Raw genomic sequence first — 18007 nt, forward strand, 5'->3', positions numbered from 1 at the left:
GAGGTCTCCTCCGGTGATGGTGGGGTGGGCCGGTCTAGCGGAACTGCCACCAGTTGACGTTGAGCAGGTAGCCGCTGCCGCCGGCGAAGCGCAGAAGCACGTCCTGGGTGCCGGTGGCGCCACTGACCGGGCAGGTGACCGTGGTCCACGTCTGCCAGCCGCCGGTGCCGCCGACGGCGCAGGTGCCGACCACGGCGCCGGTGGGGCTGCCCAGCCGCACCTCGATCCGGCCGCCGGCCGTCGCCGAGGCCACCCGGGCGGTGAACGAGCCGGCGCCGGTGCCGAACGCGGCGCCCTTGACCTTGATGTAGTCGCCGTTCTCGATCCAGCCGACGTTCCTCCCGCCCTCGCTCGACGGTTCCGTCTCGACGCCGGCGGACCAGGCGATCGTCTCCGCCTCCTGGCGCACGTACGGGTTGAGCGTGCCGACCTGCGGTGCGCCGGCGCTGGTCATGTTGATCGTCGGGATGGTGCCGTCGGAGCGGTAGCTGAACTTCTCCACCGCCACGGACCGGGTGAAGCCGCCGCCGCCCGGCAGCGCGCCGTTGTGGTAGAAGAAGTACGAGCCGCCGTTGAAGTCGATGATCGAGGCGTGGTTGGTGAAGCTGCCGCCCTGGCGGGGCATGATCGTGCCGCGGTAGGTCCACGGACCGGTCGGGCCGGGTGCGGTGGAGTAGCCGATGAACTCCGAGCAGCACTCGGCCGCGAAGACGTTGTAGTAGGTCCCGTTGCGCTTGTAGACCCAGGGCCCTTCCTCGTACAGCGTGGGACGGCTGGTGTTCCCACTGCGGGCGCCGAAGCCCGCTGTGGTCAGCGGGATCTGGGTCGGGCCGCCGGAGAACGACACCATGTCGGCGTTCAGCCGCACGTACCAGAGGTTCGGGTTGCCCCAGTACAGGTACGCCTGCCCGGTGTCGTCGACGAAGGCGTGCGGGTCGATCTCACCGTTCTCCACCAGCGGACGGCCGATGGCGTCCCGGAACGGGCCGGTCGGGCTGTCGGAGACACCGACGCCGATCGCCATCCGGCCGGTGGCCCGGTTCTTGACCGGGACGTACCAGTAGAAGCGGCCGTTGCGGTAGACGGTCTGGCCGGCCCACGCGTCGGCGCTGGCCCAGCTGAAGGTGGCCAGGTTCATCGGCGAGCCGTGGTCGGTCCAGTTGACCATGTCGGCCGACGAGTAGACCCGCCACTCCTTCATGGTGAAGTAGGTCGAGCCGTCCTCGTCGTGGCCGGTGTAGAGGTAGACCCGGCCGTTGTGCACCAGCGCCGCCGGGTCGGCCGTGTAGATGGTCTGGACGACGGGGTTGTCCGCGTGGGCGACAGCAGGCGTCAGCGCGACCGCGCAGAGCATGCTCGCGAACAGCGCGACACCGCGTCGCAGGAGTCTTCTGGTCATGACGGCCTCCTCGGTCAGGGCGTGATGCGGAAGGTGGCGTCCTGGCGGTCGCTCGCGCTCGACGCCGAGCCGAGTGGGTCGATCCGCAGCAGGTAGTTGGCGTGCCGCAGGTAGCGGGCCGGGAAGTTGTGCGACCGGAACGACGTCCACGAGGCGTCGGCGAGTCCCGCGGTGCGGTGGAAGGTGGCGTCCGCCCGGAACGTGGCCGACCCGTCGTTCGGATCGAGGCGGATGGCGTAGTTGCTGTGCCGCAGAAAGCTGCCCGGCCGGTTCACCGACTCGAACGACACGGCGGCGGGGTCGGCCAGGCCGGCCACCATCCGCCACATCTGGTCCTGGTAGGGATCGAACGGGTACGCGTCGACGCGGCCGACCCCGTTGCTGTGCCGTACCACGTGGTCGGGCAGGTTCGACGACTTGAGCCGGACCCAGTTCGGGGTGCCCCACCGGGAGATCATCGCGTTGTACTCGGCGTCGCTGATCCCGACGATCGAGCCGTGCTTGGCGTTCAGCGGCGGCGTGTAGTCGCGCTGGTTGAGCGCGGTCCACGAGTTGCCGCCGATGTTCGAGGTGGACCAGATGTAGTAGTCGGCGTTGACCGGGCTGAACGAGTCGCCCCAGAGCCGCCAGCCGCTGCCGTCGTTGTTCTTGACCAGCAGTGGCGCCTCGATCGCGTTGCCCTGCCGCAGTCCACTGGTGTACGTGGTGAAGCTGTTCGGCGCGCCGGTCGAGGAGCGGGCGCCGTGCAGCAGGCCGGTGGACAGGTTCTTGTAGTAGAGGTACGTGGTGCCGCCGTCGACGACGACGTCACCGTCGAGCACACCGAAGCCGGGGCTGAAGAACACCTGCTGCGGGCCGACTGTGACGAAATCGCTTGTGTAGTTGACCATCAGCACGTCGCCGCCGCTGTTGCAGGAGTAGACGATGCCGTACTGGCCGCGGCCGGCGTCCCAGAACGCCGTGGGCGCCCAGGTGTGCGAGCTGGGCAGCGTGTGCATCCGGATCCGGCGGTAGCCGGTGAGAGCGGTGAGGTCGGTCGAGTCCCACACGTGCAGGTACTGGCTGTTCAGGCCGAAGTTGGTGCCCTTGAGATCGGTGGCCAGGATGACGAACCTGCCGTCCCGCTTGCGGAACACGAACGGATCCCGCAGGCCCATCTGCCCCTGCGTCGGAGTGACCACCGGGTTGTTCTGGTTCAACGGCGTCCAGTTCAGACCGTCCCGGCTCACCGCCAGGTGCAGCCCGTAGTCCGCGCCCTGGAAGTTCGGCGTCTCGGTGAAGTAGGCCATCGCGTACGCGGTGTTCGCCGCCCACGCCACGCCGGGAAGGCCGGTGACCGACGCCGCGGTGAGTGCGCCGGATGCCGCCACGGCCTTGATGAGTGCTCGTCGACTGATCGCCACGGATCGGAACCCCTCTGCCGCCACGCTCGTGCGCGTGGATGGGTGGGACGTGATGACGCGGGCCGGACCGGCGTCTGATGTCGGCAGGAAGGGCTTATGTTAGCGCTAACAGGATGTTGCCCAGGCATCCTTTCCGTACGCGCTCCGCCACCCCACCGGCGCCGGGCTCCCGTCCGTGCGCCGCATCTGCCTATATGGACTCTCATGGATGGAGGCGTCGGCCGTCAAGATGTGACGAACAGGTTTCGCGAAAGTTCCCGCGGAAAGCCGGAGATCCACGACCCGACCCGGCGAAGTCCTCCGGGGCGCGAAATGTTATCGATAACCTTTCGCGGGCGGTCTGAGCGGCGCGTACTCGCCCTCGCGCCGCAGCCATAGACTTCCCTCGTGATCGAAGAAGGACCGCGGCCGCACCTGCGCAAGCCCCGGCGCGGTGACCTGCCCCTCGCGACGATCGCCGAACTCGCCGGAGTGTCCCCACCCACCGTCTCCAAGGTCCTCAACGGCCGGCGCGGGGTGGGCGAGCAGACACGTCAGCGGGTGGAAGCCCTGCTCCGCGACCACGGCTACCGGCGACGGCAGACCACCGGCGCGGCCCTCTGCGTCGAGGTGGTCTTCCACCGGATGCTGTCCTCGATCGCCATGCAGATCCTGCGCGGCGTCCAGGAGGTCGCCGCCGCCCACGACCACACCGTCGGCTTCACCGACGTGCACCGGCTCGTGTCGGCCGGGCTGCCCTGGGCGGAGCAACTGCTGGTGCGGCAGCCGACCGCCGTCATCACGGCGTTCGCCCTGGTCACCGCCGAGGACGGCGAACGGTTCGAGGCCGACGGGATACCGCTGGTCGCCATCGACCCGACCGGCGACCTGTTCCCCACCCCCGCCGTCGGGTCCAACAACTGGAGCGGCGCGCTCGCCGCCACCCGGCACCTGCTCGAACTCGGCCATCGCCGGATCGGCGTGATCACCGGACCGGTCCGGGACCTGTCCGCGCGCGCCCGGCTGGACGGGTTCCACGCCGCGCTGGACTACGCCGGTGTCCCGTTGGACCAGAGCCTCGAACAGCGGGGCGTGTTCACCTTCGAGGACGGCCGCGACCTCGGCGCTCAGCTGCTCGCCCGGCCCGACCCGCCGACCGCTGTCGTCTGCGGCGACGACCTGCAGGCGATGGGCGTCTACGCGGCGGCCCGGGACGCCGGTCTGCGGATACCGGAGGATCTCAGCGTGGTGGGCTTCGACGACGTCGAGCAGGCGGCCTGGCTCGCGCCACCGCTGACCACGGTGCGGCAGCCGTTCGCCGAGATCGGCGCCACGGCCGCCCGGCTCGCCCTGACCCTGGCCGACGGCCGCGCCCCGGCCCAGGAGCGGTACGAACTCGGCACCACTCTCGTGGTACGGGCCAGCACCGCGCCGCCGTCGCGATGACCCCCGGCGGTCCTACCCCACCCGGACCGCGGCGTCCCGCATCAGCACTCCCCCACCCGTGCGCTCGACCCGGCGCGCCGAGCGGGGTGCCGGCGCGACCGGCCGGCCCACCCGGGCCACGTGCACGATCCGCTCCGGCGCCACGTCCAGCAGCGTGCCGAGCGCGTCCCGGGTGGCGGCCACGTCGACGAGCTGACTGAGCGGATGCGCGGCCAGCCCGGCCGTGTGCAGCGTCAGCCACATCCGCATGAGCACGCGTCCGAACTCGACCTGCCCGGCCGCGTCCAGACCGGGCGGCGCGACGAGCGCCAGCACCCCGCCGCCCTGCGCCAGCGGGTCACCGCCCGCGGCGGCGAGCAGCCGGGGCAGCCCCAGCGGGCGCAACGCCGGGTACGCCGCGAGCGCCGCCCGCAGTCCGGTGGCAGTGGCTCGGCCCAGCCCGAGGCACCTGTCACTGAGCCCGTCCGCCCGGTAGCGCGGGCCCGACCGGTCCAGGCGCAGCCAGCGGCGCAGCTCCGCGACCACCGCCGGGTCGGCGTACACCTGCCGGTCGGCCGTGCGCAGCAGCGCGCGCAGCCGCCCGGCCGCCGGCACGGCACGGACCGCGCCACCGGCCCGCCGGGCGACCGCGTCCACGGCCGCGACCACGTCGGCGTCCGGCCCGGCGGTGAACCGGCCCCGGTGGGTACGCCGGTCCCACACGTCGGCGGTGCGGAACGGCGTCCGGTACGGCTGCCGTCCCGGCCGCAGCCGCCCCACCCGCCGGTCGGACTCGTCGTGGTCGGCGGCCCAGTCCAGCCGCAGCCCCGCGTCGGCGGCGACGATCAGGCAGGTCTCCACGAACGCGCCCAGCGACAGCCGCAGGTCGCGCCCGGTCGGGTCGCCCGCGGGAAGCGCGTCGGCCGGATCCCAGCCGACGGTGATCGCCCAGCGCTCGTAGCGCAGCCGCCACGGCTGGGTGTTGTGTGCGCTCGGCGCCCGCCAGCACAGCGGCTCCAGCGCGTGGAACGCGGCGAGGTCCATGCTCACCGCTCCCTGGCGTAGAACGTGTAGCCGTGCAGCGGGCGCCCGCCGAGGCGCCGGTACTGGGCCGCCGACGCCGGGTTGTCCCGCCCGACGTACGTGCTGCGCAGCGCCGTGTAGCCGCCGTCGTGCAGGTTGTGGTGCAGGTGCGCGGAGAGCAGCCGCTGGTAGCCGCGCCCCTGGAACTCCGGCACCACGCCCTTGACGATCAGCACCGCCTCCCGCCGGTACCGGCGGCGGGTGGCCAGCAGCCGCAGCTGGTTGACCGGGTTCAGGTCGCCGCGGACCGCGACCAGGAAGTCGCTGATGTCCGGCACGCAGAGCACGAACGCCACCGGCCGCCCGTCGCGGGTCAGGTAGAGCAGGAGCGACTCGTCCAGCAGGTACGCCAGGCCGTCGGTCTGCCGCCGCAGTTGCGCCGCGGAGATCGGCGTGTAGTAGCCGAGCTGGGCGAAGGAGTCGTTGAGCATCCCGCGCAGCAGGTCGAGCTGTTCGTCGAGCCGCCGCGTGTTCCCCCGGTGCAGTTCCAGCCGCGCGCCGTCGGGCTGGACCCCCAGCGCGGGCGGCGCCTCGACCGGCGGCGGGACCGGGCAGATCCACGTGTCGGAGACGAACCGCCCGGTGAACCCGTTCTCCTCGTACGCGTCCGGGTAGTACGGCGGGTTCCACGCGCTGTCCACGAAACCCCGGTCGGCGTACCCGGAGGTGATCACGCCGCCGGCCTGGTTGGGCAGCAGCGCCACCGGCCCGAACAGCAGGTCCCGGCCGGGCGTCGCGTACGCGCCGATCGCGTCGAACAGCGGCCGGGCGGCCGGCGCGGTGAACTCGGTGAGCCCGAACAGCTGGCAGCGGAGCCCCATCTCGGCGTCGAAGTCCGCGTCGGTGTGCAGCGTGGTCCGCCCGACCACGGCGCCGGTGGCGTCGCGCAGCACGTACATCGGCACGCCGTCGCGCCACCAGCGGCGGATCTGCTGCCGGGGCGTCGGCACGTACCGGGGCTCGTCGGCGTACAGCCGGTCGGTGAGGGCGAGGAAGTCGCGCAGGCCGCGCCGGCCGGTCACGGGCTCGAACCGGTGGCCGGTCACCGGCGCACCGCCGGTCCGGTCGTCTCCGCGCCCAGCGGGGTGAACCGCTCGATGTGGCCCATCGCGCCGTCCTCGGCCCGCCACGCGCCGTTGGAGTAGCCGTCCGGGGAGGCGGTGTAGAGCCGGATGAACCCGGCGGTGGCGTTGCGGTCGCCGTCGGTCAGCCACATCATCAGCTTGCGGTGGTGCCGGGTCCGGGCGAAGCGCAGCAGCGCGTCCCGGTCGGTGAAGAACGCGATCGTGCCGAGCGTCAGCGGAAACTGCCAGTAGACGGTGTGCCAGCAGTAGCCGGACATCCGGCGCATGTCGCGCACCATCCGGATCCAGTCGGGGGCCAGGCGCAGCAGCACCAGCGGGTTCGCGTACCGGGTGCCGCCGATGAACATGGCGCCGGCGCGGGCCTGCGCGGGGGCGCGGGAGAAGTCACGGGTACGCATCGCTCACCTCACCAGGTAGACGTTCTTGAGCTTCTGCATGTCGGCGAACGGGCCGCCGTCCGGTTCGTGCAGCTCGACCCGCAGGTCACCGGCGGTCGGGTCCTCCACCAGGGACTGCGCGAAGTCCCGCGACACCGAGGTCAGGTGCGCGCGTACCCCGTCGCGGCAGGCGTCGGCGAGCGCCGCGCGTGCCGCGGCGTCCAGCGGGCGGCGCAGCTCGACGTGGATCACCGGCCGGGTCTCCAGCGCCGCGTCCTCGTGCAGCGTGAGACAGAACCTGTTGATCTCGGCGGCGTACGGGTTGCCGGTGTAGAGGCCGTACTCGACGTCCTGCGGGTAGAGGTTCGCGCCCAGGTAGGACACGGTGGAGTCGCTGCGGCCGAACAACAGCAGCAGCGGCAGCGTCATCCGCTCCTCGGACACCGCGGTACGGAACTCGGCGCGGCGTACCGGGTCCGCGTTGGCCAGCTCGACGATCCGCCGGTACGGCACCAGCAGCGCCTCGTCGCCGACGTTGTAGCGCAGCCGGGGCTGGAGCACGTGCGGGCTGGCCACAGTGCAGAGCAGTTCCCTCCGCTCGTTCGTCTCCAGGTAGGTGGCGAACGGGTTGTACTGGAACACCATCGGCAGCCGCTGCTCGCCCCGGCCGAGCAGTTCCGCGCGCAGTCCCGCGTCGGTGCGCAGCCGCCGCCGCAGCCACACCGTGAACCGGGTCTCCGCGCCGATGCCGATGGTCAGGTCCGACGCCCCGTACGCCGAGCGCACCCGCACGAACCGCTGCTCCAGGTAGTCGCGCAGTGCCTCGGTCATCCCCTCGCCGCCGCAGCTGGCGAAGATCCGGTACCGCGACCACTGGAAGTCCTCGGCGTCGAGCCGGTCCCGCAGGTGCTTGAGGAACGGCGGGTACGCGGTCACCAGGTAGTCGTGGCCGGGACCGAACTCGCGCAGCGTGTCGACGATCTTCCCGAGGTCCGGGCCGGTGTTCTTCACAGTCGCGATCCGGGCCATCGCCGCGCCGGTGGTGGTGCCGGTCGCCCAGGCGCCCATCGAGTACGCGTTTATGACGAACGGGCGGCGCATCGGGAACGCCAGTCCGGTGTAGCCGGCGATGTCCCGGTGCACCGCCCGTAGTTCCCGCTCGCCGCGCGGCCAGTTGAACGGCCGCCCGGACGAGCCGGCCGACTCGTCGACCACCACGCCCCGATCCGGCATCCGCCCGTCCCGGCAGCGGGCGGAGGCGTCGTACGCCATGACGTACCCGTGCTTGTCGGTCTCCGGGAAGTCCCGCAGCCGGCGGCGCAGGCCGCCCGGGCGGGCCCGCAGGAACGCCTGGTAAGCAGGCACCCGCCGGGCGGCCCGCACGCAGGTCGACCGCGCGTTCGCGGCGGCGAGCCGGTCGAGGACCGGGTGGTGGCGCCGGGCCAGCCAGCGCCAGCCGGCCGGGTGGTGGGCGACGAGCCGGGCGAGCGCGGCGACCGCGCGGCCGGCGGGGGCCAGCGCGGCCTCGGCGGGCAGGGGCGTGTCGACGGTACGTGCAGCGGCGTGTCGGTGCAGCGTCTCGGCCATGACAAGCATCCTGTCGACGCCGCCGCGCCCGCACATGAGCGACGGGACGGTACTGCGCTGAGTACGCGTACCCAGCCGGCCGCCCGCCGTGACCGGACGTGGGAATCATGAAAAACCGGACTTAAGGGGTAGTGACCTGGAACCTTTACCGCTGTGAGCGTCGGGGCCTTCCGGCTCCGACCAGCCACAACGGGGGAAGAGGAAGATGGTTCACAAGGGATGGCGGCGACCTGCGTCGGCGCTGGCGGTGCTCGCCGTGCTGGCGGCGTCGTCGACGTTCGCGGTGGTGGTCTCGCCCCGGCACGCCTCGGCCACCGTCCCCGGCCAGCCGGGAGTGCCCCAGCCCGGCACTCCCATCTTCACCGAGGACTTCTCCAACGAGAGCGCGGCCGACGAGCCGATCCGCATCGGCTCGTACACCGGCTCCCCCGGTTCGGTCTACGTGCCGGGCCCGGGAGGCAGCGGCGCGGACAGCGAGACGTACACGGCGGACCCGGCGTGGAGCCCCGGCGCGGCGCAGTGCAACGGCTGGATCATGCGCCAGACGTCGCCACTGCCGCCCAACGGCGGCAGCCCGCCGGTGACAAACAACGACAACTGCGCCCGGAACGCCGCCTGGGACCGGCTGCGCGAGATGGCCCGTGACATGGGGCTGTTCCAGGGACAGAGCACCGAGGAGGCGGCCACCAACCAGGTGCTCACCGAGTACACCAACGGCACGACCGCCCAGCTGCCCGGATACCAGTTGGAGACGGACAACAACTCGATCCCGGCGGTGGGCGGGCACTTCTACGAGGTCTCGGCGATCTTCGCCGAGCGGAACTGCACCGTCCCCTTCGCGCAGCGGGCACGCCTGCGCTTCGAGCTGCTCCTCAACGGGGTGCCGACGGTGCTCGCGGAGAACCTGAGCCCGTGTACGGATCCGGGTGCCGTGATCGTCAACAACACGTGGATCGCGAAGCTGCAGTCGACGGCGCTGCAACTGTCGGTGGCCGACACGCCGACACTGGGGCTCCGGCTCTACAACGCGACCGCCACCGGCACCGGCAACGACGTGGCGTTCGACCTTCCGCAGATCGTGGACGTGACCCCGCAACTGGACAAGGCGTTCAGCCCGGCCACCATCGCGCAGGGGCAGACGTCCACGCTGACGTTCACCGTCACCAACACCGACGACCTGCGGGCCAAGAACGGGATGAGTTTCACCGACGACCTTCCCGCCGGCGTGACCGCGACCGGGGTGAACAGCACCACCTGCTCGGACGCCACGGTGACCGCGGCAGCCGGCGCGACCTCGGTGGTCTTCGACGGTGACATCGGCCTGGGCGTCGCATCCTGCACCGTCTCCGTCGAGGTGACTGCCGACGTGGTCGGCTCGTACACGAACACCGGATGCGCCGGGCCGGACGGCACGCCGATCCCCGGCTGTGAGAGCAACTTCCCGGCCATCGTCGGGATCAACCCGCCCGGCTCCGCGACGCTCCAGGTCATCCCCGCGGTCGACCTGGCCGTGGCGAAGACGGCGAGCCCGAACCCGTACGTGCCGGGCGCGCCACTGACCTACACGGTCACCGTGACGAACGGCGGGCCGTCCGACGCCGTCGGCGCCACTGTGACCGATCCCCTGCCGGCGCCCGGGTTCACCTGGACCTGCGCGGCGTCCACCGGCAGCACGTGCACCGCGTCGGGCAGCGGGGACATCACCGACACCGTCACAGTGCTCGCGGGCGGGACGCTCACGTACACGATCAGCGGGACCGTGCCCGCAGGCACCACCGGCGACCTGACGAACACCGCGACGGTCACCCCACCGGACGGGGTCTCCGACCCCGGCTGCACGCCCACCTGCGCCGCGACGGTGGTGACCCCGGCGGCGCCCGCCGTCGACCTGGCCGTCACGAAGACGGCGGCCCCTGACCCGTACGTGCCGGGGGCGTCGCTGACGTACACGGTCAGCGTCACCAACGGCGGCCCGTCGGACGCGGTCGGCGCCACAGTCACTGACACGCTGCCGCTGGCCGGATTCACCTGGACCTGCGCGGCGTCCACCGGCAGCACCTGTACCGCGTCGGGCAGCGGGGACATCGCCGACACCGTCACAGTGCTCGCAGGCGGAACGCTCACCTACACGATCAGCGGAACCGTGCCCGCAGGCACCACAGGCGACCTCACCAACACCACCACCGTCACCCCGCCCGAGGGTGTCTCCGATCCCGGCTGCACGCCGAACTGCACGGCGACGATCGTCACCCCGGGGCAGCCCACCGTCGACCTGGCGGTGACCAAGACGGCGGCACCGAGCCCGTACGTGCCGGGTACTCCCCTGGCGTACACGGTCACCGTCACCAACGGCGGGCCGTCGGACGCGGTCGGCGCCACTGTCACCGACGCCCTGCCGCTGCCCGGGTTCACCTGGACCTGCGCGGCGTCCACCGGCAGCACCTGTACCGCGTCGGGCAGCGGGGACATCGCCGACACCGTCACAGTGCTCGCAGGCGGAACGCTCACCTACACGATCAGCGGGACCGTCCCCGCCGGCACCACAGGCGACCTCACCAACACCACCACCGTCACCCCGCCCGAGCGTGTCTCCGATCCCGGCTGCACCCCGAACTGCACCGCGACTGTGGTGACCCCGGCGGCGCCGACTGTCGACCTGGCGGTCACCAAGACCGGGACGCCGAATCCGTACGTGCCGGGCACTCCCCTGACGTACACGGTCACCGTCACCAACGGCGGCCCGTCGGACGCCGTCGGCGCCACAGTCACCGACCCGCTGCCGCTGCCCGGGTTCACCTGGACCTGTGCGGCGTCCACCGGCAGCACGTGTGCCGCCTCCGGAAGCGGGGACATCAGCGACACCGTCACAGTGCTCGCGGGCGGAACCCTCACGTACACGATCACCGGGACCGTCCCCGCCGGCACCACAGGCGACCTCACCAACACCACCACCGTCACCCCGCCCGAAGGCGCGACCGATCCCGGCTGCACACCGAACTGCTCCGCCACCAGCGTGACTCCGGGCCAACCCACAGTCGACCTCGCGGTCACCAAGACCGCCACCCCGAATCCGTACGTGCCGGGTACTCCCCTGACGTACACGGTCACCGTCACCAACGGCGGACCCTCCGACGCCGTCGGCGCCACAGTCACCGACCCGCTGCCGCTGCCCGGCCTCACCTGGACCTGCGCGGCGTCCACCGGCAGCACGTGCACCGCGTCGGGCAGCGGGGACATCGCCGACACCGTCACCGTCCTCGCGGGCGGAACCCTCACGTACACGATCACCGGGACCGTCCCCGCCGGCACCACAGGCGACCTCACCAACACCACCACGGTCACCCCGCCGGAAGGGGTCACCGACCCCGGCTGCACCCCCAACTGCACCGCCACGGTCGTCACCCCGGCCCAGCCCACAGTCGGCCTCGCCGTCAGCAAGACCGCGACCCCGAGCCCGTACGTGCCGGGGGCGGCGCTGACCTGGACCGTCACCGTCACCAATGCCGGCCCCTCGGACGCGGTCGGCGCCACGGTCGCGGACGATCTGCCGCTGGAGGGGTTCACCTGGACCTGTGAGGCGTCCACCGGCAGCGCGTGCACCGCCTCCGGAAGCGGAGACATCGACGACACCGTCACCGTCCGGGCCGGGGGCACACTGACCTACACGATCAGCGGGACCGTGCCGGCGAGCACCGCCGGCGACCTGACGAACACCGCCGTCCTCACCCCACCGGAGGGCGTCGCCGATCCCGGCTGCACCCCCAGTTGCCAGTCCACGACGGTGACGCCCGGCCTTCCCACAGTCGACCTCGCGATCACCAAGACCGCCGCTCCGAGCCCCTACGTGCCGGGCGCGCCGTTCACGTACACCGTCACCGTCACCAACGGCGGGCCCTCCGACGCCGTCGGCGCCACGGTGACCGACGCGCTGCCCGAGCCGCTGGCCGGGTTCGAGTGGACGTGCACAGCCGGTATCGGCAGCACCTGCACCGCCTCCGGGCTCGGAGACATCGACGACCGGGTCACCATCCGGGTCGGTGAGTCGGTCGTCTACACCATCACCGGAACGGTGCCGGCGGGAACCACGGGAGACCTCACCAACACCGCCACCGTCACCCCGCCCGAGGGTGTCTCCGATCCCGGCTGCACACCCAACTGCTCCGCCACGGTCGTGACTCCCGGCCAGAGCACAGTCGATCTGGCCGTCACCAAGACGGCGACACCCAGCCCGTACGTGCCGGGCACTCCCCTGACGTACACCGTCTCCGTGACGAACGGCGGGCCGTCCGACGCCGTCGGCGCCACAGTGACCGACGTGCTGCCCGGCCCTCTGGCCAGGTTCGGCTGGTCCTGTGACGCCTCCGCCGGCAGCACGTGCACGGTCTCCGGTACCGGCAACATCAGCGACAGGGTCACCATCCGGGCCGGGGGGACGGTGACGTACACGATCACCGGTGCCGTGCCGCCCAGCGCCACCGGAGACATCTCCAACACCGTCACGGTCACGCCGCCGGAAGGCGCCACCGATCCCGGATGCGCCCCGAACTGCTCGGCCACCGTCGTGACTCCCGGCCAGACCACAATCGACCTCGCGGTGACCAAGACCGGGACGCCGAACCCGTACGTGCCGGAAAGCCCGTTCACGTACACGGTCACCGTCACCAACGGCGGACCGTCCGACGCCGTCGGCGCCACGGTCACCGACACCCTGCCGCTGCCCGGCCTCACCTGGAGCTGTGAGGCGTCCACCGGGAGCACCTGCACGGCATCGGGCACCGGCGACATCACCGACACCGTCACAGTGCTCGCGGGCGGCACGCTCACCTACACGATCACCGGAACCGTGCCGCCCGGCACCACCGGTGACCTCTCCAACACCACCACCGTCACACCGCCCGAAGGGGCTGCCGATCCCGATTGCACACCCAACTGCTCGGCCACCGTCGTGATCCCGGGCCAACCCACAGTCGGCCTCGCGGTGACCAAGACGGCCGCCCCGAATCCTTATGTGCCAGCGGAACCGCTGACGTACACAGTCACCGTCACCAACGGTGGCCCGTCCGACGCCGTGGGCGCCACAGTCACCGACCCCCTGCCGGTGGCCGGCTTCACCTGGACCTGCGCGGCGTCCACCGGGAGCACCTGCGCCGCCTCCGGCACCGGAGACATCACCGACACCGTCACCGTCCGGGCCGGCGGAACGCTCACCTACACGATCACCGGGACCGTGCCGGCGGGCACCACGGGCGACCTGACGAACACCGCCACGGTCACCCCACCATCTGGTGCCGCCGACCCGGACTGCACGCCGAACTGCTCGGCGACGGTGGTCGTCGCCGGGCCGGTGCAGCCCACCCCGGTACCTCCCACGCCGGAACCGCCCACACCGACGCCACCCAAGCCGGGGCCGCCCAAGCCGATGCCGCCGTTGCCGGTGACCGGCAGTGGCATGGTCACCATCACCTCGATCGGGCTCGGGGCCGTGACACTCGGCGTTCTCCTGGTCGCCGGTCTGGTCATGACCCGCCGCTCGCGCCGACACCCCTGACCACCACCTGCGGTCATTACCGTCAGTCACCATCGCGACACATGCCTAGCCCGCCGCCCGGAGCCGGGTGGAGACTCCGCCGCATGGAGAACGTGGAGCGTGAGCGCACGAACGAGCGCTTCGAGAAGGTGGCCGAGGAGACCTCGGAGACCGTGACCCACGCGGCCACGGTGCTGGAGGAGGAACTCGCGGCGGGGCTGGCCGGCGCCCGGCGGCTCGAGGAGAAGCTGACCGAGAGCCGGCGCGTGGACCCGGAGGCGTTCGACGAACTCGTCGCCCGGGTCCGCACCGACGGGCACGCCCTGATCGACACCGTGGTCGGGCAACTGAAGATGGCCGACGACCAGCGCGGCGAGGTGATCCGGCGGTACACCTCGGATGCCCACGACGCGCTGGACACCGTACTCAATCTGGCGCGGCTGGCCCCCGAGATCGCAAACGGGCTCGCGGACCGGCTGGCGTCGCCGGCCCCGAAGCGGCCGACGGACCGGTAGCCGCGCGATGGCGCCGACCACCGGGGTGGCCGGCGGGCACGTGGAACGAATGCTGGAGCGCTATCGCGGGCTCGCCCTCGGCGCGCTGCTCGACGACGTGCCCGACGACGGCCCGCGATACCTCTACGACCTGGTCGCGGAGTACCCACGGCGGTGGGGCAAGGGGCTGCGCGCCGCGCTGTGCCTGGCCACGTGCCGGGCGTTCGGCGGCGGCGACGCGGTGGGCCTCAACGCCGCGGTGACTGTGGAGCTGTTCCACAACGCCTTCCTCATCCACGACGACATCCAGGACGAAAGCGAGCAGCGGCGCGGTGGGCGGACCCTGCACGCCGAGTACGGCGTGGGCGTGGCCCTGAACGTCGGCAATATGACGAACCTGCTGGCGTTGCGGCGGCTGGCGGCGAATCGGGCGGCGCTCGGCTCCGGGATCGCCTGGCGGCTGTTCACCGAGACCGAGCTGATGATGCGCCACTCGCTGGAGGGGCAGGCCATCGAGATCGGCTGGATCCGCGACAACGTGTGCGACCTGGACGCCGACGACTACTACCGGATGTGCCTGAAGAAGACGTCCTGGTACACGTGCATCTACCCGTGCCGCACGGGGATCCTCGTGGCGACCGGCCGGGAGAACGCGGTCGACGTGCTGGACCGCTACGGCTGGTACCTGGGTGCGGCGTTCCAGATCCAGGACGACGCGCTCAACCTCACCGGCGACTACGCCCGGTACGGCAAGGAGATCGCCGGTGACCTGTGGGAGGGCAAGCGCACGCTGATCCTGATCGACTTCATGCGGCGGTGCACACCGGAGGAACGCGAACGGCTCGTGCGCCTGCTGAGCCGGACCCGTGCGGAGCGCACCGACGCCGAGGTGCGCTGGCTGCACGGGCGGCTGCTCGCGTACGACTGTGTGGAGTCGGCGCGGCGCAGCGCCCGGGACCTCGCGCTGGCCGCCCGGCGCGAGGGTGAGCGGGCGCTCGGCGACGCTGCCGACACCGACGACGGCCGTTTTCTGCTGGAGCTGACCGACTACGTGGTGGAACGCGCGCGTTAGGCGCCCAGGAACCCGCGCAACCAGGTGAGCTGTTCGCGCTGGTGTTCCGCCTCGCCGCCCTCGTGGTCGTTGAACTCGTACACCCGCACGTCCTTGTCGCCGCCGTAGCGCTGGTAGGCGGCGAAGCAGGTCGACGGCGGGCAGACCTGGTCCCGCAGGGCGATCGAGAACAGCGCCGGCGCGGTCGCGCGCGGCGCGAGCACGGCGGCGTCCAGGTAGGACAGGGTGCGGAACACCTGGTCGGCGCGGTCGCGGTGCAGCGCGAGGTAGTCGACGACCTCGGCGTACGGGCTGTCCGGGCCGGCGACGCGCACGCCCCGGCGGATGTCGCACAGGAACGGCACGTCCGGCATGACGGCGGCGACGTCCGGGCACAGCGCGCCGGCGGCGAGAGCGAGGCCGCCGCCCTGGCTGAAGCCGGTGACCGCCACCCGCGCGGGGTCGACGGCGGGGTGCCGCCGGGCGGCCTCGGCGAAGCGCACCGCGTCGGTGATGAGCCGCCGGTAGTAGTGGTCGGCGGGGTCGGCGACGCCCCGGGTGAGGAAGCCGGGCACGGTGCCGGCCGGGTAGGGGTGCGGGTCGGGCGTGCCGCCGGTGGCGGCGCTCCAGCCCTGGCCCCGGCTGTCCATGATCAGGTGCGCGAAGCCCGCCGCAGCCCAGAACAGCTTCTCGTGCGCCAGGCCGCGGCCCCGGCCGTAGCCGAGGTACTCGACCACGCAGGGCAGCGGCCCGTCGGCCCCGGCGGGCAGGTGCAGCCATCCGCGTACCGGTTCGCCGCCGAAGCCGGGGATCGTGGCGGCGTACGTGCGGATCTGGGTCAGGCCGGTGTCGACCGGCTCGTAGACCGCCGCCTCCGGGTCGCCGCCGCCGTCGAGGGTGCGCGACCAGAACGCGTCCAGGTCCGCCGGCACGTCCAGCTCCGGCCGGTACGCGAGGCAGCCGGCCAGGTCGAGGTCGGTCAGCGGCACGACGCGGCCTCCTGCACGGCGGCGGCGAACCAGCCGGTGATGGTGCTCGGGTGGGTGATGGCGGTGCCGACCACGACCGTCCACGCGCCCGCCCGCAGCGCCTGCGCGGCCTGCTCGGGCGTGTGGATGCGCCCCTCGGCGACCACCGGGACGTCCACCGCGGCGGCGAGCCGGGCGACCAGGTCCAGGTCCGGCCCGTCGCCCTTGGTGGTGTACGCGGTGTACCCGGCGAGCGTGGTGCCGACCAGGTCGGCGCCAGCGGCGGCCGCCGCGATGCCCTCATCCAGCGTGGAGCAGTCGGCCATCACCAGCGCGCCGGTGCGCTCGTGCACGGCCGCGATCGTGTCGGCGAGGGTGCGGCCGTCGGGCCGGGGCCGGGACGTGCCGTCGAGCGCGACGACGTGCGCCCCGGCGTCGGCGACGGCGAGCGCGTGCTCCAGCGTCGGGGTGATGAAGACGTCGTCGTCGCCGTCCTTCCAGAGCCCGATCAGCGGCAGGTCCACCGCCGCGCGGATGGCGGCGATGTCAGCCAGTCCCTGGGCGCGGATGCCGGCGGCGCCGCCCCGGGCGGTGGCGAGCGCGACCCGGCGCATGGTTTCCGGGTCGCGCATGGGCTCACCCGGGTACGCCTGGCAGGAGACGACCAGGCGGTCACGGAGCTGGTCGACGAGCGCGTTCATGAGACCTTCCAGGCGAGCGAGGCGGCGCCGAGCAGCGGCGCGTCGGGGCCGAGGGTGGAGGCGAGCACGGGCACGCCGGCCAGGCCGGGCAGCGTCTCGGCGCGCACCGCGTCGCGCAGCGCCCGCCACCACGGCTCACCGAGGCCGGTCACGCCGCCGCCGATCACCACGGCGGCGGGGTCGAGCACGTTGACCAGGCCGCCGACGGCGGACCCGGCAGCCGCGCCGCCGAGCCGGACGACCTCCCGGGCCGCATCGTCGCCGTCCGCGGCCAGCGCGGCGACGGCCCGCAGGTCGGCCACCGGCCGGCCGGTACGCCGGACGTACTCGGCTGCGAGCGCGGGCCCGGCGGCGATCGCCTCCAGGTGCCCGCGCCCGCCGCACGTGCAGGCAAGCGTTCCGGCGTACGGGGACGGCTGGTGCCCGGCGTGCCCGGCGGCGCTGTGCGCACCGGCGAGCGCCGAGTCGCCGAGGACGAACGACGCCCCGACACCGGTGCCGACGGCGACGTAGAGCACTGTGTCGTACCCGGCGGCGGCGCCGTGACGCGCCTCGCCCAGCGCGTGGGCGTGCACGTCGTTGATCACGGTGACCGGCACGCCCAGGCGCCGGCTCAGGTCGCCGCGCAAATCCGTGCCGGTCCACCCGGTCAGCACGTCGGTGGCGGACAGCACCAGGCCGGAGCGGCTGTCGATGACTCCGGCGCTGCCGACGCCGAGCGCCCGTACGACGCCCGGTGCGTCCGCCCGCAGCTTCTCCACCAGGCCGGCGGCGGTGTCGAGCACCGCGGCGGCGCCGGAGCGACCAGGCGTCGGCGCGGTGCGCCGGCCGACGATCTCTCCCCCGGCGGTGACCAGGGCGGCGGTGGTCTTGGTGCCGCCGATGTCGAGCGCGGCGACCAGACCGGTCGTGCTCACCTCGGGCATGG

Annotated in this window: 13 protein-coding genes; 4 read left to right on the forward strand and 9 right to left on the reverse strand. The window is 72.5% G+C overall.

All coding sequences use genetic code 11. From position 1 onward, the window contains the following. Positions 1-34: 34 nt before the first annotated feature. Entirely contained in the window at positions 35-1399 is a 1365-nt protein-coding gene (locus tag BFV98_RS06750) for a glycoside hydrolase family 43 protein (RefSeq protein ID WP_071095434.1), read from the reverse strand. Positions 1400-1413: 14 nt separating this feature from the next. Beyond that, the gene (locus tag BFV98_RS06755; protein WP_071095436.1) at positions 1414-2802 is read right to left on the reverse strand and encodes a glycoside hydrolase family 43 protein; all 1389 of its coding nucleotides are present in this window, start codon (positions 2800-2802) and stop codon (positions 1414-1416) included. Positions 2803-3189: 387 nt separating this feature from the next. On the opposite strand from BFV98_RS06755, the gene BFV98_RS06760 reads away from it, so the two are divergent. Then, positions 3190-4227 carry a LacI family DNA-binding transcriptional regulator gene (locus tag BFV98_RS06760; RefSeq protein ID WP_071095438.1) on the forward strand — a complete coding sequence of 346 codons (1038 nt, stop codon included), beginning with the start codon at positions 3190-3192 and terminating at the stop codon, positions 4225-4227. A 12-nt stretch (positions 4228-4239) separates the two neighbouring features. On the opposite strand, the gene BFV98_RS06765 is transcribed toward BFV98_RS06760, so the two are convergent. From BFV98_RS06765 to BFV98_RS06780, 4 genes are read right to left on the reverse strand one after another with little or no spacing between them, the layout of a single operon-like run. Next, entirely contained in the window at positions 4240-5250 is a 1011-nt protein-coding gene (locus BFV98_RS06765) for a nitroreductase (protein ID WP_013477139.1), read from the reverse strand. A 2-nt stretch (positions 5251-5252) separates the two neighbouring features. Beyond that, positions 5253-6335, reverse strand: coding sequence for a GNAT family N-acetyltransferase (locus BFV98_RS06770; RefSeq protein ID WP_071095440.1), 1083 nt, complete (start codon positions 6333-6335; stop codon positions 5253-5255). Beyond that, entirely contained in the window at positions 6332-6772 is a 441-nt protein-coding gene (locus tag BFV98_RS06775) for a hypothetical protein (protein ID WP_013285846.1), read from the reverse strand. Before BFV98_RS06775 ends, BFV98_RS06770 begins: the two co-directional genes overlap by 4 nt. A 3-nt stretch (positions 6773-6775) precedes the next feature. Continuing rightward, positions 6776-8338, reverse strand: a complete 1563-nt coding sequence (locus BFV98_RS06780) for a phenylacetate--CoA ligase family protein (RefSeq protein ID WP_071095442.1) — start codon at positions 8336-8338, stop codon at positions 6776-6778. Between the two features lie 205 nt (positions 8339-8543). On the opposite strand from BFV98_RS06780, the gene BFV98_RS06785 reads away from it, so the two are divergent. The 3 genes from BFV98_RS06785 (at position 8544) to BFV98_RS06795 (ending at position 15431) form a co-directional block, all read left to right on the forward strand. After that, entirely contained in the window at positions 8544-13886 is a 5343-nt protein-coding gene (locus BFV98_RS06785; protein WP_083395237.1) for a DUF11 domain-containing protein, read from the forward strand. An 83-nt stretch (positions 13887-13969) separates the two neighbouring features. After that, entirely contained in the window at positions 13970-14380 is a 411-nt protein-coding gene (locus tag BFV98_RS06790; RefSeq protein ID WP_030268962.1) for a hypothetical protein, read from the forward strand. A 7-nt stretch (positions 14381-14387) separates the two neighbouring features. Continuing rightward, positions 14388-15431 carry a polyprenyl synthetase family protein gene (locus tag BFV98_RS06795; protein WP_030268959.1) on the forward strand — a complete coding sequence of 348 codons (1044 nt, stop codon included), beginning with the start codon at positions 14388-14390 and terminating at the stop codon, positions 15429-15431. Here the strand turns inward: BFV98_RS06795 and BFV98_RS06800 are convergent. The 3 genes from BFV98_RS06800 to BFV98_RS06810 are packed head-to-tail and all read right to left on the reverse strand — an operon-like array spanning position 15428 to position 18005. Beyond that, on the reverse strand, positions 15428-16399 hold the full coding sequence (locus BFV98_RS06800; protein ID WP_071095446.1) for an acetylxylan esterase: 972 nt from the start codon (positions 16397-16399) through the stop codon (positions 15428-15430). The two genes, BFV98_RS06795 and BFV98_RS06800, sit on opposite strands and share 4 nt — an antisense overlap. Beyond that, entirely contained in the window at positions 16390-17079 is a 690-nt protein-coding gene (locus tag BFV98_RS06805; protein WP_071095448.1) for an N-acetylmannosamine-6-phosphate 2-epimerase, read from the reverse strand. Before BFV98_RS06805 ends, BFV98_RS06800 begins: the two co-directional genes overlap by 10 nt. After that, positions 17076-18005: an ROK family protein gene (locus BFV98_RS06810; protein WP_071095451.1), complete on the reverse strand. Its 930-nt coding sequence runs from the start codon at positions 18003-18005 to the stop codon at positions 17076-17078. Before BFV98_RS06810 ends, BFV98_RS06805 begins: the two co-directional genes overlap by 4 nt. Positions 18006-18007: the final 2 nt, after the last annotated feature.

This window comes from Micromonospora sp. WMMB235 (assembly GCF_001855515.1).
GTDB classification, from domain to species: domain Bacteria; phylum Actinomycetota; class Actinomycetes; order Mycobacteriales; family Micromonosporaceae; genus Micromonospora; species Micromonospora aurantiaca.

Bases quoted from the DNA above. Each gene is read 5' to 3' on its own strand.
- BFV98_RS06810 (WP_071095451.1), bottom strand. From the start codon at position 18,005: ATGCCCGAGGTGAGCACGACCGGTCTGGTCGCCGCGCTCGACATCGGC.
- BFV98_RS06805 (WP_071095448.1), bottom strand. From the start codon at position 17,079: ATGAACGCGCTCGTCGACCAGCTCCGTGACCGCCTGGTCGTCTCCTGC.
- BFV98_RS06780 (WP_071095442.1), bottom strand. From the start codon at position 8,338: ATGGCCGAGACGCTGCACCGACACGCCGCTGCACGTACCGTCGACACG.
- BFV98_RS06775 (WP_013285846.1), bottom strand. From the start codon at position 6,772: ATGCGTACCCGTGACTTCTCCCGCGCCCCCGCGCAGGCCCGCGCCGGC.
- BFV98_RS06785 (WP_083395237.1), top strand. From the start codon at position 8,544: ATGGTTCACAAGGGATGGCGGCGACCTGCGTCGGCGCTGGCGGTGCTC.
- BFV98_RS06795 (WP_030268959.1), top strand. From the start codon at position 14,388: ATGGCGCCGACCACCGGGGTGGCCGGCGGGCACGTGGAACGAATGCTG.
- BFV98_RS06750 (WP_071095434.1), bottom strand. From the start codon at position 1,399: ATGACCAGAAGACTCCTGCGACGCGGTGTCGCGCTGTTCGCGAGCATG.
- BFV98_RS06765 (WP_013477139.1), bottom strand. From the start codon at position 5,250: ATGGACCTCGCCGCGTTCCACGCGCTGGAGCCGCTGTGCTGGCGGGCG.
- BFV98_RS06790 (WP_030268962.1), top strand. From the start codon at position 13,970: ATGGAGAACGTGGAGCGTGAGCGCACGAACGAGCGCTTCGAGAAGGTG.